Raw genomic sequence first — 16,062 nt, 5'->3', positions numbered from 1 at the left:
CTGCCTTGCCGGCGGCAGTCGGCTGCCGCCGACGGCAAGGAAAAACGACAATAACCGACAAGCAATCTTACTTTACAGCAATTTCCCCTGTCGTTCGCGTGAATGGCGGGCCTGTTGGCCCTGTCTCCGCACCATTACTGCTTGGGCAGCAGTACTTCTTTGCCGCCCATATAGGGCTGGAGCACCTTGGGAATCTTTACGCTGCCGTCGGACTGGAGATTGTTCTCCAGCAGGGCAATGAGCATGCGGGGAGGGGCCACACAGGTATTGTTGAGGGTGTGGGGCAGGTAGGTCTTGCCGTCCTCGCCCTTTACGCGGATTTTCAGCCTTCTCGCCTGGGCATCACCCAGGTTGGAGCAGGAGCATACCTCAAAATACTTCTTCTGGCGGGGGCTCCAGGCCTCAATATCGCAGGATTTAACCTTCAAATCGGCCAGATCGCCGGAGCAGCACTCCAGCTGGCGGACTGGAATGTCAAAGCTGCGGAAGAGCTCCACAGAGTAGCGCCACATCTTCTCGTACCAGTCCATGCTGTCCTCCGGCTTGCAGACGACGATCATCTCCTGCTTCTCGAACTGGTGAATGCGGTAGACGCCTCGTTCCTCAATGCCGTGGGAGCCCTTCTCCTTGCGGAAGCAGGGGGAGTAGGAGGTGAGGGTCTGGGGCAGTTTGGACTCGGGCAGCATCTGGTCGATATAGCGGCCGATCATAGAGTGCTCGCTGGTGCCGATGAGGTAGAGATCCTCGCCCTCCACCTTATACATCATGGCGTCCATGTCGGTCTGGCTCATTACGCCCTCCACCACGTTGCCGTGGATCATGAAGGGGGGGATGCAGTAAGTGAAGCCCTTGTCGATCATGAAGTCCCGGCCGTAGGCCAGTACAGCCTCATGGAGACGGGCGATATCGCCCAGGAGGTAGTAGAAGCCCGCGCCGGAGACCCTGCCTGCTGCGTCCATGTCCACACCGTCAAAGCGCTCCATGATCTGGGTGTGGTAGGGAATTTCAAAGTTGGGCACCAGGGGCTCACCAAAGCGCTCGACCTCCACATTGTGCTCATCGTCGGGGCCAATGGGGACAGAGGGATCAATTATGTTGGGGATCACCAGCATAATCTTGCGAATTTCCTCGGCCAGCTCGTCCTCGCGCTTTTCCAGGGCGGCCAGGCGCTCGGCGTTGGCCACCACTTGGGCCTTGACGGTCTCGGCCTCCTGGAGCTTGGAGGGGTCCTTCTTGGACTGGCCCATTAGTACTCCAATCTGCTTGGAGAGGGCGTTGCGGGCGGTGCGCAGATTCTGGGCCTCCTGAATGGTATCCCGGTTCTCCCTGTCCAGGTCCAGAATTCGGTCCACCAGGGGGAGTTTTTCGTCCTGAAACTTCTTTTTTATATTTTCCTTTACCATGTCGGGGTTTTCACGGATTAGACGAATATCGAGCATTGTTATGACACCTCAGTTAAATAAGAATAAGGATAAACGGCCGAGATGCGGGCGGCGCAAATGACCGCGCTAAAATACTTGAATAGTTAGGTCCCTGCAAAGCCATGCGGGACGTTACCCCGATAATGTTTCACGTGAAACACTCACCGGGCACAGTCCTTTTATGGCTCCGGGCGATAGTCCAGGGCGTCCAGCAGAGCGTTGTACTGGTCGGCGGGGGAGGGGCCCTCCACCTGGGCAAGGGTGGTGTCGGAGAGGTACTGGGGAAGGCCGCTGGCCTCAAACTGGTCTACCAGCGCCCGACAGTCGGCCTTGGAACCCCGGGAGTAGGCCCGCTGTATGCGCCAGAGCCAGTCCATGGAAGCAACCTGGTTCTTCAGTTCACTCACAGCTGACTCCTGGGCGCGCTGTGTCCGTTCCAACTCCATTTTGGCCGTCTCCAACGCCTCTATCTGGGTTTCCAGCTCATCGACTTTTTGATGCAGCTCATCATTGTCCGCAATCAGGTTTTCCACTGACTGCATGGCGGAGACCGAGTCCTTGAGGCCGCTGATTGTCTGCTCGCTGCTGCGCTGCTGCATAAAGTAGCTCAGCAGCAGAAGAAGAAAGGCGGCGGCAAACAGGATGGCCAGATATCCCATAACGGATACTTTTTTGTGGGGCTTGGCGTGTTCCGCCTCGTGCTGGAGGTGGGAGTGCTCCCGCTTTTCCTGTTCCTGACTCAACGGGCGGTGCCTCCCTTCCCGGCAGCGGGGGCTTGCTCCAAAAGCTCCAAAAGCGCGGTCAGATCTTCATCGTCATAGTACTCGAGCTCCACCTTGCCCTTTTTGGCTCCGTGGACAATGGAGACCTTGCGGCCAAACCGTGATGTGAGGTCCTTTGCCGCGGCCTCCCGATAGATTTTATTGGGGTCCTCGGGCTTGGGGGAAGGGCCGCCGAGGGTATCTGCTTCTTCCGCCAGATGATTCAGCCGCTTGGCGGCGGCCTCTGTCTGACGGACGGACAGGTCCTCGTCAATCACGATCTGCGCCAGCCTCTTCTGCTGGTCCTTGCGGCTGACTGAAAGGATGGCCCGGGCATGACCCGCAGAGAGCCTGCCCTCCTCCAGCAGGAGGTGGACCGCATCGGGCAGTGCCAGCAGACGGAGGGCATTGGCCACCGCTGAGCGGGATTTGCCCACCCGCTGGGCGACCTCCTCCTGGGTGAGACCGTATTCTTCCATAAGCACTTTAAAGCCGTTGGCCTCCTCCACGGGATTCAGGTCTTCACGCTGAAGATTTTCGATGAGGCCCAGCTCCATGACCTTGCGGTCATCCGCCTCGACGACCACAGCCGGGATCTCTGAGAGGCCGGCCAGCTTTGAGGCACGCCAGCGGCGTTCACCGGCAATAATCTGATAGTATCCGGAGGCAAGGCGGCGGACAGTGAGGGGTTGGATGAGGCCGTGGGTACGGATGGAGTCGGCCAGATCATTCAGGGCACTCTCGTCAAAACGCTTGCGGGGCTGTTTGAGACCGGGCTCCACCTGCGAGATGGGAAGGAGCACCGATCCGCCCTCCTGGGTCTGGAGCGCGGCGTCGCCCAACAGAGCGCCAAGACCCTTGCCAAGGCCCCGGTCTTTATTAGCTGCCAAAGTATATCACCCTTTCGGTTTCGGTAATGGTCGATAAGGAGCAAAAAATCCGGCAAAATACCGTCTGCTTGCCGCCGACTGGCCCCTTAATCCTTGTTTTTCTCAATAAGCTCAGCCGCCAACTCCAGATAGGCCTCAGAGCCTCTGGAAAGGCTGTCGTAGGCGGTGACGGGCTTGCCATAGCTGGGAGCCTCGGCCAGGCGGACGTTCCGGGGAATGACCGTGGCGAAGACCTGGCCTGGAAAGTGGCGTTTAACCTCCTCCGCCACCTGCATGGCGAGATTCGTGCGGGTGTCAAACATGGTGAGGACCACTCCCTCCAGTGCAATGGAGGGGTTGAGGGAGCGCTTGACAATACGGATGGTGGTGAGCAGGTCCGAGAGACCCTCCAGGGCATAATACTCGCACTGGACGGGCACCAGCACCGTGTCGGAGGCGCAGAGGGCGTTCAGTGTCAGCAGTTCCAGGGAGGGGGGGCAGTCCACCAGAATGTAGTCGTAGTCATCCTTTAATTGAGAGAGGGCCTGTTTGAGAAGATGCTCCCGGTGGTCGATGCCGATCATCTCGACCGTTGCGCCCGCCAGGGCCTTGTTGGCCGGGAGGACGTCGCTGTAGGATGTGGAAACCACCGCCTTATGGATATCCGCGCCGTTGATCAGCACGTCGTAGATATTTGGTGAGGCGGTGGTCTTATCCACACCGAGACCGGAGGTGGCGTTGGCCTGGGGGTCAAAGTCGCAAACCAGGACCCGGGCGCCCTGCTCTCTCAGAGCGGCGGCCAGATTGACGCACGTGGTGGTCTTGCCCACGCCGCCTTTCTGATTGACAATTGAAACGGTTTTTGACATAGGGGCACCTGCCTTACCTGTTTCTATAGTTTGCACGGATGTTCTTTATTATAGACGGATGCCCGCGGCTTTTCAACTGCTTTCCGGAAAACAAAACGACAAAAGAGCGAATAAGGGAAGCAGTTATGTTTCACGTGAAACAATGCTTTTGAAATTGTATGTATCTAAGACTCATCTTGTAATATAAAAAAGGCGGCCCGATGTTTCACGTGAAACATCGGGCCGCTTTAAAAAAGCCTATGCCGTCTGCTTGGGAATACGGATTGTCAGCAGAATTGAGTCATCGGTCTCCTGCCGCTCGCAGTTGGCGTCCACACCGGCGGTCTTCATCATGGAGAGACCTCTGGTGACGGTATTGAGAAAGAGACGCACATCCTTAATGACAAACATGGGTTTCTTTAATTTTTTCGGCGCAGGTTCGGCGGGGGAGAGCAGGGTCTCCACATACTCCTCCGTCCTGGCCACGGTAAGCTGGTTTTCCACCAAATAGCGGGCCGCTGAGAGCTGGACCTCCTCGTCCTCCAGGCGCAGGAGCGCACGGGCGTGGCGTTCGGTGCAGCCCGAGTCCCTCAGGAGGGTGAGCACATCCGGGGAGAGGCGGAGCAGACGCAGCTTGTTTGCCACCGCGGACTGGGACTTTCCGATGCGTTTGGCCGCCTCCTCCTGAGAGAGACCAAATGTACGGATCAGCCGGGCCAGGGCCGCGGCCTCCTCCACAAAGTCCAAATCCCGGCGCTGGAGATTTTCCACCAGCGCCAGCAGAGAAGAGCCCTCGCTGTCCACGTTGACCAAAATACAGGGGACCTCGCTGAGTCCCGCCAGCTTTGAGGCCCGGAGGCGGCGCTCGCCGGAGATGAGCTCATAGCCCGCGTCGGTCCGCCGCACCGACAGGGGCTGGAGTACGCCATGCTCCTTAATACTGGCGGCCAGCTCCTCCAGTCCGTCCTGGGCAAAGCGCCTGCGGGGCTGGGAGGGGTTGGGCACAATGGCTGCCGGAGAGAGATAGAGAACCCGGTTGCTCTCAAAGAGACCCTTTTTGCGGATAAGCGGCATAATAGCACCCTCCTCGTCACGGATAACCTCTGTGGACAACCATATTTTACCATAGATTAATGCTAAATAATGGGAAAATAGTCGAATGGGAAATATTTTACATTTTGCTGGGAAAAGACCAAGAGGAGGGCGGACAGGACGGCCCGGGGCGGATAGAGAAAACCATCCCCCCGGGCGGCAATCATTCCGCCGGGGGGATAGCATCCGAATCAGTCCACCGTCTTGAGGGATTCCACCATATCGATTTGCCTGAGACGCCTGCCGGCCACCAGATTGACCAGCAGGGAAAAGAGGATGGTGAGGCCGATGGAGTAGAGATAGCTGGAGGGACGGATGGAGCGGCCGAACATCACCATATCAATCTCCACCGTGAGCACCAGCCACTGGTGGAGGAATTTGCCCATCGCCAGTCCCATCAGCACACCAAAGGCGGTGAGAAAAATGTTTTCCCGGTATACGTAGGCGCTCAGCTCCTTGTTGTAGAAGCCCAGGACTTTCAGCGTGGCCAGCTCCCGCAGGCGCTCGGTGATGTTGATGTTGGTCAGGTTGAAGAGCACCACAAAGGCCAGCGCCCCGGCGCAGACGGTGATGAGGATGACCGCGTAGTCCACGCTCTCCATACTCTTGGAGAAGGTCTCCCGGCTGTCCCGGATACGGCTGACGGAGGTGATTCCGGAGAGGGGGATGAGGGAGGCGGACACCTCGTCGGAGATCTCCTTGGTGTCCTCGGTATACCGGGCCATGATGAGATTGGTGGCGGGCGGTTCGCCGAAGAGCTGTTCGTAGTACTCCGAGGAGAGGTATACGTAGTGGAAGACGTAGTTCTCCGTCAGGGCGGTGACCGGGACCTCCACCCGCTTGTCGCCGTCCAGGGTGATGGTGTCGCCGGGTTCGACGCCCAGCATATCAGCCAGCTTCTCGGTGAGGACTGCGCCCTCCCGGGGCAGCTCCACGGCCTGCCCGTCCAGCCGGCCGCGGAGGTGGATGAAATCGCCGAAGCGCGCCTCGTCCTCCACGGCAAATAGATAGGCGTCCATGGAGCGCTTGGGACCCTCCACCGAGAGGGACTCACTGAAGCCGGGCATCCACTCGTCCACGTGGGCGCTCCCGTCCAGGACACGGGCGATCTCGGTCATCTCGTCGTTCGTGACGTCGTCCACCAGGCCCACCTGGCTGGAGTAGGTGGAAATCTCATCATACTGCTTATCCAGAATGTCGTAAATGGAATTGCGCAGGCCGAAGCCCGTGATGAGCAGGGCGGTGCAGCCGCCGATGCCGATGACCGTCATCCAAAACCGGCGCTGGTAGCGGAAGAGGTTGCGGGCGGTCACCTTCCAGGTGAAGGACATGTGCTTCCAAAGGGGCTTTAAGTACTCCAGAAAGACCCGCTTTCCCGGCTTGGGCGCCCGGGGCCGCATCAGCTCCGCCGGGACCGCAGCCAGGGTTGCGAAGCAGGCGGCAAAGGCGGTGCCGGTGACGCAGAAGACCGCCGCCCCCACCGAGAAGAGGGAGATGCCGGGGTAGACGGGGATGCTCAGCTCGCCCACGGTGTAGAGGATCTTCCAGGCGTTGAAGATAATCCATGGGATGAGGAGGCAGCCCGCCGCCAGGCCCACAATGCCGCCCAGGGCGGAGGCCAGAAAGCCGTACCCCACGTATTTGAGGGAGATGGCCCATTTGCCGTACCCCATGGCCTTCTTCCCGCCGATTTCAATGCGCTGCTCCTCCACCATGCGCTGCATGGTGGTCAGGCACACCAGGGCCGCAACCAGGAAAAAGATAAGGGGGAAGACGTTGGCCAGGTTCCCCATGCGCTCCGCGTCCTGCTGGTAGGATACATAGCCCACGTTGGTGTTCCGGCCCAGCACGTACCACTGGCAGTTCTCGATGTCTGCGATCTCCCGGCGGGCGTCGTTGAGCTTCCTGCGGGCGTCGGAGAGCTTCTCGTCTGCCTCGGCCCTGCCGTCCTCATACTCCTGAAGGCCGTCGGCGTACTCTGCCTCGCCGTCGGTGAGCTCGGCGTAGGCATCGGAGAGCTCCCTCTGGGCCTTGTCGGTCTCCCGGGGGAGCCGCTCCTTGGCGTCGGCCAATTCCGCCACACCGTCGTTGTATTCGGTCCAGCCGTCGTCCAGCTTCTGTCGCGCGTCCTGCAGCTCGGCCTCGCCGCTTAGGATCTCCTGCCGGGCGTCCTCCAGCTCGGCCCAGCCGTCATCCAGCTGGGCCTTGGCGTCCTCCAGGTCCGCCCAGCCGTCGTCCAGCTCACGGCGGCCGTCCTTGAGCTGGCGCCAGCCGTCGTCCAGCTGAGCCTGGGCGTCGTCCAGCTGCTGCCTGGCGTCCTGGAGCTGGGCCACCGAATCCTCAAGCTCCGACATGCCCTCCTCGTACTGCCGCTTGCCCTCCCGGTATTGGGCATAGCCCGCGGAGAGGGCTGCGGACCCGGCTGCAAGCTGCGCCTCGCCGTCGGCCACCTGCCGGGCCAGGGCGTCCAGCTGCCCGGCTGCGGCAGTCTGGGCGGCGCGGGCTGCGGCGACGGCATCCAGCATATTGGCGACCACCTGTTCTTTGGCCGCCAGCAAATCCGCGCCGGTGAGGCCGTCCACGTACTCCAGAAGCTCGTCGGGCAGCTCCACACCCTGCCCGGCCAGGCCGTCCACCCAGGCCTGGAGCTCGCCCACATACTCGTCTGCGTTCTCCTTGGTCAGGTTTTCGTCCAGATAGGCGGTGAGGGCGTCGGCAATCTCCTGGTCGGTGCTGTTCTCATCCAGGCTGGGGTCGATTGCCTGCAGCAGCCCGGTCAAGGCGGAGAGGGCCGTGTCATAGGCGGCCTGGGCCATTTCAAGCTGCCGCTTGCCCTCCTCCAGCTGGGCCTGGCCCTCGGCCAGCGCCGCGGAACCGGCGTCCAGCTCTGCGGCGGCGCTCTCCAGCTGCCGGCGGGCGTCGTCCAGCGCCGCCGCGCCGTCCTGAAGCTGGTCCAGGCCGTCCAGGTAGTCGGCCCAGCCGTCGTCGTACTCCTGCTGGGCGCTCTGGAGTTTATCCACGTTCTCGCCGTACTCGGTCTCGCCGTCCAGGAGCTTCCGGTAGCCGTCTTCGTATTCCCTCCTGCCGTCCTGCCAGTCCTTGAGGCCGTCCCAGTACTGGGCCTTGCCGTCTGAGAGCTCGGCTGCGCCGTCCTGGTAGTCGGCCTCGCCGTCCTCCAGCTCCCTGAGGGCGTCCGGCAGCTTCTGCTCGGCATCCGCAATCTGCTGCCGGGCGTCAGCCGTCTCCCGCACCAGGGTGACCTTGCCGTCCTCGTACTCGGCCCAGCCGTCGTCCAGCTTTTTGCGGGCGTCCACCAGCTCCTGCTGGGCGTCGGCCAGCTCCTGATTGGTCTCGGCCTCCGCGTCGTCAAACTCCTGCTGGGCTTCGTCAAGCTTCTCGTTGGCCTCGCCGATGACCTCGTCGTAGCGCAGACCGGCCCGCTGGTCGGAGAGGGGCTCCAGAGCGTCGGAGAGGCTGTCGATGAGGTCTTGATAAGCGTCGTCATAGCACCACAGGGCCGCTGCGCCGTCGGCGAGAAGGTAGGCGTCGGTATAGTAATCCATGGAAAAGCCCCCTGGGGGGATGAGGGCAAAGGCGGACACCCGTCCGGTGCCCAGGGAGGAGCTGCCCCGCTCCACCGAGACGTATAGGGGGGAGTTTACCGTGCCCACCACGGTGTAGTCCTCATATCCGAGTGCGTCCTCGTAGGTGCCGTCACCGGTGTCAAAGGAGATCTCATCCCCCAGGGACAAGCCCGCTTTTTCCAGCAGCGCGGCCTCCACCAAGCACTCGTCGTCCCCCTCCGGCAGGCGGCCGGTGAGCAGCTCCGGGGCATTGATGCCCAGGGGGGAGAGGGAGTGGAGCTTAACAATGAGGTCGTTCTGGTCCAGATGGACCAGCGCGTCGGCGGTGTAGGCCCCCTCGGCGGCGGAGACGCCCTCCTGGACGGCCAGCACGGCGATATCCTCGTCGGTAAGGCCCAGGGTGGACAGGATATGCAGGTCCATCAGGTTGTGTGCGTCGTAATAGCCGTCGGCGGTGCGCTCCATGTCGGGCGCGGTGGTCCGCAGGCCGGCCAGAAAGGCCACCGCCAGCGCAGACAGCAGAAACAGGGAGAGAAACCGGCTGGCGGTCTTTCGGATCTCCCGGAAAGCGTCGGTCAGGAGACGGTTGGGTTTTTGCTGCAAGCCGGCACCCCCTTCAAGAAAAATAGAAAATAAGAAACGCCCCTCGGCGAGCAGCGCAGTTAGACGAAACGACGCTCTGATCAGAAGAAAAAGCGGCCGGCTGCCGTACAAGCCGGACCGCCTTCCCGCGCCTCACGGACCCTTTTGCACTACCACTCGATCTCCTCCACGGGGGTGGGGTTTGAGTTGCGCTCGATATCCGCCACGGTACCGTTTTTGATGTGGATGACCCGGTCGGCCATGGGGGTGAGGGCGGTGTTGTGGGTGATGACCACCACCGTCATGCCCTGGAGACGGCAGGTGTCCTGGAGCAGCTTTAAAATCTGCTTGCCGGTCACATAGTCCAGCGCGCCGGTGGGCTCGTCGCAGAGGAGGAGCTTGGGGTTCTTGGCCAGCGCCCGGGCGATGGCCACCCGCTGCTGCTCGCCGCCGGAGAGCTGGCCGGGAAAGTTGTTCATCCGCTCGCCCAGGCCCACGTGGCGCAGCACGTCGGCGGCGTCCAGCGGCTCGCGGCAGATCTGCGCCGCCAGCTCCACATTCTCCAGGGCCGTCAGATTTTGCACCAGATTATAGAACTGGAAGACAAAGCCGATGTCGTACCGGCGGTAGGTGGTGAGCTGCTTGGAGGAGTAGCGGTCCACCTGGGCGCCGTCCACCAGGATGGCGCCCTCGTCGCTCTCGTCCATGCCGCCCAGAATATTTAAAACCGTGGTCTTGCCCGCGCCCGAGGGGCCCACAATGATGGCGAATTCGCCCTTTTCTATTTCAAAGGAGATGTCGCTCACCGCCGTAATTACGACCTCGCCCATTTTGTACCGCTTGACCACGTGCTCCAGTGAGATATAGGCCATGAGCGTCCCGCCTCCCGCGTATTGTTTGTGCGCTATCCTTATTATAGAGCATTTATGGGTGGTTGCAAGAAACAAAGATGGGTGGAATTGTCTATTATCTGGGGGCGGCAAATGATATAAAAAGCGCCCTGTGTGGTTCACAGGGCGCTTAAGAGATGTGTTATGACGAATCGGTCAGCAGCGGCGGGGCGGAGGGCGGAATCTGTCCCTAAGCCCGAAGAAATCCCTTGCCGAAGATTTCGCTGGTATTGGACACCAGCATGAACGCGGTGGGGTCCTCCTCCTTGAGGTAGCGGCGCAGGACAACGGCCTGGCCCCGGGTGAGGACGGTGAGCACCACCCAGTGAGTCTGGTGGGTATAGGCCCCCTGGCCCTCCCAGACGGTGGCGCCCCGGTTGAGCTGCTTGGTGATATAGTCGCAGACAATTTGGGGACGGGAGGTGATGATATTAAAGCTCTTGCGCCGGTTGAGGGACTCGATGACGCTGTCCACCAGCACCGACTTGAGCACCAGGCCCAGCAGGGAGAAGAGGCCGGTCTCAATGTCGAAGATAAAGAGTGCGGCCCCGGCGATGAGCACGTCGGAGATGAGCAGCGCCCGGCCCACGTCCAGGCCGGAAAACTTCTGCAGTATCATGGCGGCGATGTCGGTGCCGCCGGTGGAGGCGTTGATATTGAAGAGGATGCCCGAGCCCAGGGCGGGCAGGATGATGGCAAAGAAGGCCTCCAGCATTTTGTTGCTGGTGAGGGGCCGGGCCAAGGGAATCAGGACCTCAAACACCTGGATCAGTCCCGCGTAGAGCAGGGAGCAGTACACCGTTTTGAAGCCGAAGCCCTTGTTGAGAAAGATGAAGCCCAGCACCAGGAAGAGGGTGTTGATAATGGTGTTGAAGGTGGACGGAGAGAGCCAGGGGATACGGACCACCTCGCCCAGCAGCACCGAGAGGCCGGATACGCCGCCCATGGAGAAATGGTTGGGAAACTTAAAGAAATAGACGCCCACGGAGACCAGGGCGGTGCCCAGGGTCATCAGCAGAAGCTCCTGGGCAAGGCGCTTGTGCTTAAGTGCCTCCTGCACAAAAATCAACTCCACAAACTTACTGTCGGGGCCTCCCTGAGGAGAGGGGCCCGGGAAACAATATTACTCCGCGGCCAGCACGGCGCTCCACACGTCGTAATCCAGCCCCGCGTCGCCGTAGTTGGGGATGGTCCCCAGCCGCCAGAGGGATACGCCGCCCACGCCGAACATCCGGGCCAGCTGCATCTTGGCGCTGACGCTCCTCGCGTCCTCATACCAGAGGCGGTAGCGGTCGCCCTCGGCGGTGTAGTCCGCGTAGGGGGTGGCGGCGGTGTCGTCCCAGCCCCGGACGGTGTCCGACTGGCGCAGGCGCCCCACGATGGTGTCGGGGGCGGGGGAGTAGATGGTGGTCTCGGCCAGCTTGCCGTCCTTGTCCAGCTTCAGCCCCACGCTGGTGAAGGAGATGGCCAGGGCGATCTTGGAGCGGTCGGCCACGCCGGTATTTGGGTCGGTAATGGCGGCCAGAGCGTCGTATACCTTATTAAGAGGCGCGGGCGGATTGGTAATCTGGCCTGTGCCCACCCAGCCGGCGGGGAGGCTGCGGTCGTGGTAGTCGTGGGCCATGAGGATCACCTTGTCGCAAAGGTTCCCCAGTGTGCGGTAATCATACCCCTCAAACCAGTCCAGGGGCTGGACACAGACGAAGAGGGTCTTGCCCGCGGGAAGTGCGGCGCGCAGCTGGGTCATAAAGGCGGTGAAGGGCTCTTTCAGCGCGTCGCGGAGGTTCTCAAAGTCGATGGTCACGCCGGCGTAGTCCGCCGCCGCATCCACAATGGCCTCCACGGTCTGGGTGCGGCTCTCCGCAGTGGAGATGGCCGCAGCCGCCGAGGAGGTGGAGGTCCCGCCCAGGGTCAGTTTATCGGAGGCGGAGGCGTAGACCGAGAGATTATAGGGCACCTTATTGTCCGTCAGATGGCCGGTGGCCAGCTCCGACTGCTGAGGAACGGCCCATTCGTTGCCGCTCTTGGAGGACTGGTTGAGATAGGGCCCCTTCTCCGGGTCCACGCTGATGCGGCTCCAGCCCAGGGATACGCCGTCCATGGAGTCGGCGCAGGCGATCTGACCGTAAGACCCCTGGGCGTAAAACCCGTGGAGCCAGGAGGTCTTGGAGGTGTACCGCTCATAGGTGCGCACCAGCATGGCGGCGGTCTCCTGCCGGGTGGAGGTCTTGGTGGGCTGGAAGAGGAGCTTGCCGCCCTGGGGGATGCCGCTGATGACGCCCATGGAGTAGGCCAGGGCGATGTACCCCCGGTTTTCGGCCACATCGTCAAAGGGAAGCGCGGCGCTTTCCTTTGCGGCGGCCAGGGGCTGATAGCCCAGGGCGCGGATCAGCATCACCGCCATGTCCTGGCGGCTGATGGGGTCCTTGGGGTTGAAGTACAGGCCCGCGTCGATGGCGCCGTGCACCAGGGCCGCCTCCACGGCCGAGTAAAACCAGTCGCCGCTCTTCACGTCGGAGAAGGAGGGGGCCTCGGGCTTGGCCTCCTCCCAGCCGAACATCCGCCGGAGGACGGTGACGAATTCGCCCCGGGTCATATCTTTATTAAAGCCGAAGCCGCCGTCGCTGCCGCCCTGCATGAGGCCGTATTCTCTGGCCTTTTCAATGGACTCAATGGACCAGTCGCCCTCAGGCACGTCGGGGTAGCTGCTCTGGGCCGGTGCGGCGGCCGCGGGGACCGCCAGCAGCAGGCAGACGGCCAGGGCGGCGGCGAGGATACGTCGTTTCATAGGGACCTCCGTTTCTCAATTTACAAAATGAAATGGTTCTCGAATTGTGAGACAGGCAAAGCGAGCAGCCGGCCTAAATGGGCGGCTCCAGCAGCCTGAGCCTTGCGTCCAGCCGTCTCCCGCAGGAGCGCAGCTTCAGCGGCATGGGCAGAAGGGCGGTCAGCAGGAGAAAGGCGCCTGCCGCGAAGCAGGGCACCGGAGACGCGTAGGGCTGGGTCAGGGCCAGATATCCGCAGAGGAACGCGGCAGGCGCAAAGAGGAGAAAGACCGCCCAGGCGCCGATGATATCGGCCGGCGAGAGACGCATTTCGGCCCGGACGATGCAGACCGGCCCCCGGCGCTCCACCGAGCCGGACACCCGGACGGCGCTGCTGTAGTGCCGGGAACAGTGCATGCGAAAGAAAAACGATTGAGATCCGAAAGCGTTTTCACCCCGGTTCCAGGCCAGGGACTTAAGCGCACGCAGCACGGCGTCCGGCGGCGCGGCGACGGAGACGGCCAAGCGGCGCACGAACGGATTTTCCAACTTACGCACCTCCCCGAGGGCGGGTTGTGGCCCGACGGGATTATCCACGGCCATCATAACACAGTCGGGCCGGAATGAAAAGAGAGGAGGGGGCCGGGGGACAAAAAACCAGGGGCCCGCAACTGGCAGAAAATAGCCAATTGACGATTTTACTGGAAATGGCCGGTAACAAAATTTATAAAACCAGGTGACGGCGGCGGTTTTTTTTGATAGAATATGCTTGATTGAAGTACAAGTGTTTTTCCTGTAAAATAAAAGGTATCTTTTTTACATATAGAATGATAGGACAGGAGAGCGGGATATGCAGTTATTGGAGGAGCGGATCCGCAGGGACGGAAAAATTCGCGAGGGCGGAGTACTGAAAGTCGACAGCTTCCTGAACCACCAGATGGACGTGGCGCTCTTCGGCGAGATTGGCAGGGAGTTTGCCCGCCTCTTTGAAGGACAGAACGTCACAAAAATTTTGACTATCGAGGCCTCCGGCATCGGCATCGCCTGTATTGCCGCCCAGTATTTTAACGTGCCGGTCATCTTCGCCAAGAAGAACAAGACCAAGAACATCGCCGGGGACGTGTACACCTCCAAGGTGGAGTCCTTCACCCACGGAAAGGTTTACGATATCATCGTCTCCAAGGAGTTTTTGCACAGCGAGGACCGGGTGCTCCTCATTGACGACTTTCTGGCCAACGGCAGCGCCCTCCAGGGCCTCATCAAGCTGGTGGAGGCCGCAGGCGCCACCGTGGTGGGCGCGGGTATCTGCGTGGAGAAGGCCTTCCAGCCCGGCGGCGACCTCATCCGAGAGATGGGCGTGCGCGTGGAGTCCCTGGCCCGCATCAAGAGCATGAGCGTCGAAGGCGGCGTGGAGTTCTGCTGAGAAGCGCGAGCTTAGGCGCATAGGTAAGCTAAGACGGCACGGAGACAAAAAACAGGGCGGGCCGTCCCCCGCAAGGCCCGGCGGCATTTTTGGCGGAATGTCGCCTTAGCGCGCCGATGATGCGCCCAAAGCGAACGTGACAGAGAAGCGCGAGCTTAGGCGCATAGGTAAGCGTGGCCGCCGATTCTGGCCTCCGGTAAAAATATTGCAGACCTGCGCGCCGGTTTACCGGGCGCACCACAGCACCACCCCTGCTGCCGCAGGCAAAAGGCGCGCGTTTCGCGCCTTTTGTGATGAGCGGATAGATCTGTCAGCGCCCCTGGAGGGAGTGTCTGAATCAGCCGGACGACCCGGCTTCCGGCGAAAGCAGCCGGATGATTCAGATACTGTCTGCGGCGCAGGGAAGCAGGCATTTCCGGTTTTTGAAACCGTAAATGATAGTACCTCTTGCAACGGCCCAACAGAATAAGGAGGAACGGAACATGAAGAAAAGACTGCTTGCACTGCTCCTGGCGGGCGCCATGGTGTTCGCCCTGGCCGCCTGCGGCGACAAACCCAGCGAGGGCGGACAGAGCCCGGCCCCCGGCACCGACAGCTCCACTCCGGCCACCACCCCCGCGACCCCAGACGACGCCGGTCAGTCCCCCGCCCCCTCCGGCGCGGGCATCGCCGCCGCCGACCTGAAAATCGGCCTGGTGATGATCGGCGAGGAGAACGACAACGGTTACAACTACAACCACATGGTAGGCATGGAAGAGGCCCTTGCAAACTGCGGCCTCTCCAAGGACCAGCTTGTCATCAAGCGCAACGTGGGAGAGGACGCGGGCTGCACCACCGCCATCCAGGAGTGCATTGACGCCGGCGCCCAGATCATCTTCTGCAACAGCTTCGGCCATGAGCAGTTTATGATCCCCCTGGCGGAGGAGAACCCGGACATCCAGTTCTGCCACGCCACCGGCTATCAGGCGTCTCAGACCGAGAACACCAACGACCACAACTACTTCACCAAGATCTTCGAGGCCCGCTACCTGGCGGGTATTGCCGCCGGTCTGAAGGCCAAGGAGATCAATAACCCCAAGCTGGGCTACGTGGGCGCGTTCCCCTTCGCTGAGGTGGTCTCCGGCTTTACCGCCTTCTATCTGGGCGCCAAGAGCGTCTATCCCGAGGTGACCATGGAGGTCCAGTACACCAACTCCTGGTCCGATGCCGCTCTGGAGGCCCAGGTGGCCAAGGCTCTGATTGACAACGGCTGCGGGGTTATCTCCCAGCACTCCGACACCACCGCCCCCGCCACCACCGCCCAGAACGCCGGCGCCTTCCAGGTGGGCTACAACGCCGACATGATCGACGCCGCCCCCGAGGCCAGCCTGGTCTCCGCCCGGGTGGACTGGGGCGTGTACTACACCTTTGCCCTCAACTGCATGATGAATGGCGAGGAGATCCCCACCGACTGGTGCCAGGGCTTCAAGGACGGTGCAGTCTACCTCAGCCGCCTGAATGAGGCTATCATTGCGCCCGGCACCCAGGAGGCCATCGAGGCCGCCGAGAAGAAGTTTATGGAGGAGGACTTCCACGTCTTCTCCGGCCCCCTGAACGGCTATGAATTTGACTCCAGCACCGGCGACAAGGTTGCCGACTGGAGTTTGGCCGAGGGAGACTTCTACGACGAGAGCGGCGAGGCTTCCGCGCCGTCCTTCTGCTGGATTATTGACGGCATCACCAACACCATTAAGTAAATCCGAAGAGTATACTGACCCGTTTATATTACGATTCGGATAGGATTTTAGGTTTGCTACCCCGGGCGGGGCTGCGGTTCCCGCAGTCCCG

12 protein-coding genes are annotated in these 16,062 nt (G+C 61.3%); 2 read left to right on the top strand and 10 right to left on the bottom strand.

Annotated elements, in window-relative coordinates:
- Positions 1-134: 134 nt before the first annotated feature.
- The 10 genes from serS to H8S62_RS05985 form a co-directional block, all read right to left on the bottom strand.
- On the bottom strand, positions 135-1,439 hold the full coding sequence (serS, locus tag H8S62_RS06030; protein WP_186918781.1) for a serine--tRNA ligase: 1,305 nt from the start codon (positions 1,437-1,439) through the stop codon (positions 135-137).
- Positions 1,440-1,600: 161 nt separating this feature from the next.
- On the bottom strand, positions 1,601-2,164 hold the full coding sequence (locus H8S62_RS06025) for a hypothetical protein (RefSeq protein WP_186918780.1): 564 nt from the start codon (positions 2,162-2,164) through the stop codon (positions 1,601-1,603).
- Positions 2,161-3,072 (bottom strand): ParB/RepB/Spo0J family partition protein, encoded by a 912-nt coding sequence (locus H8S62_RS06020; protein WP_155150569.1) that lies wholly within the window; start codon positions 3,070-3,072, stop codon positions 2,161-2,163. The genes H8S62_RS06025 and H8S62_RS06020 overlap by 4 nt, the downstream gene beginning before the upstream one ends.
- 86 nt (positions 3,073-3,158) lie before the next feature.
- Positions 3,159-3,920 (bottom strand): ParA family protein, encoded by a 762-nt coding sequence (locus H8S62_RS06015; RefSeq protein ID WP_186918779.1) that lies wholly within the window; start codon positions 3,918-3,920, stop codon positions 3,159-3,161.
- 237 nt (positions 3,921-4,157) lie between these two features.
- Positions 4,158-4,973, bottom strand: a complete 816-nt coding sequence (locus H8S62_RS06010; RefSeq protein WP_155150562.1) for a ParB/RepB/Spo0J family partition protein — start codon at positions 4,971-4,973, stop codon at positions 4,158-4,160.
- Between the two features lie 209 nt (positions 4,974-5,182).
- Positions 5,183-9,178: an FtsX-like permease family protein gene (locus H8S62_RS06005; RefSeq protein WP_186918778.1), complete on the bottom strand. Its 3,996-nt coding sequence runs from the start codon at positions 9,176-9,178 to the stop codon at positions 5,183-5,185.
- 149 nt (positions 9,179-9,327) lie between these two features.
- A complete protein-coding gene (locus H8S62_RS06000) occupies positions 9,328-10,029 on the bottom strand; it encodes an ABC transporter ATP-binding protein (protein WP_155150556.1) in 702 nt (233 codons plus the stop codon).
- A gap of 208 nt (positions 10,030-10,237) precedes the next feature.
- Positions 10,238-11,107: a YitT family protein gene (locus H8S62_RS05995; RefSeq protein ID WP_341481026.1), complete on the bottom strand. Its 870-nt coding sequence runs from the start codon at positions 11,105-11,107 to the stop codon at positions 10,238-10,240.
- Positions 11,108-11,170: 63 nt separating this feature from the next.
- A complete protein-coding gene (locus tag H8S62_RS05990) occupies positions 11,171-12,835 on the bottom strand; it encodes a glycosyl hydrolase family 18 protein (RefSeq protein WP_186918777.1) in 1,665 nt (554 codons plus the stop codon).
- 73 nt (positions 12,836-12,908) lie between these two features.
- A complete protein-coding gene (locus H8S62_RS05985) occupies positions 12,909-13,361 on the bottom strand; it encodes a hypothetical protein (RefSeq protein WP_186918776.1) in 453 nt (150 codons plus the stop codon).
- A 301-nt stretch (positions 13,362-13,662) separates the two neighbouring features.
- Between H8S62_RS05985 and H8S62_RS05980 the strand changes: the two genes are divergently transcribed.
- The gene (locus H8S62_RS05980) at positions 13,663-14,235 is read left to right on the top strand and encodes a xanthine phosphoribosyltransferase (protein WP_155150548.1); all 573 of its coding nucleotides are present in this window, start codon (positions 13,663-13,665) and stop codon (positions 14,233-14,235) included.
- A gap of 482 nt (positions 14,236-14,717) precedes the next feature.
- On the top strand, positions 14,718-15,971 hold the full coding sequence (locus H8S62_RS05975) for a BMP family ABC transporter substrate-binding protein (RefSeq protein ID WP_155150545.1): 1,254 nt from the start codon (positions 14,718-14,720) through the stop codon (positions 15,969-15,971).
- Positions 15,972-16,062: the final 91 nt, after the last annotated feature.

Source organism: Lawsonibacter faecis, from assembly GCF_014287675.1.
Lineage (GTDB): Bacteria > Bacillota > Clostridia > Oscillospirales > Oscillospiraceae > Pseudoflavonifractor > Pseudoflavonifractor faecis.
This window is presented reverse-complemented; position numbering and strand designations above follow the sequence as displayed.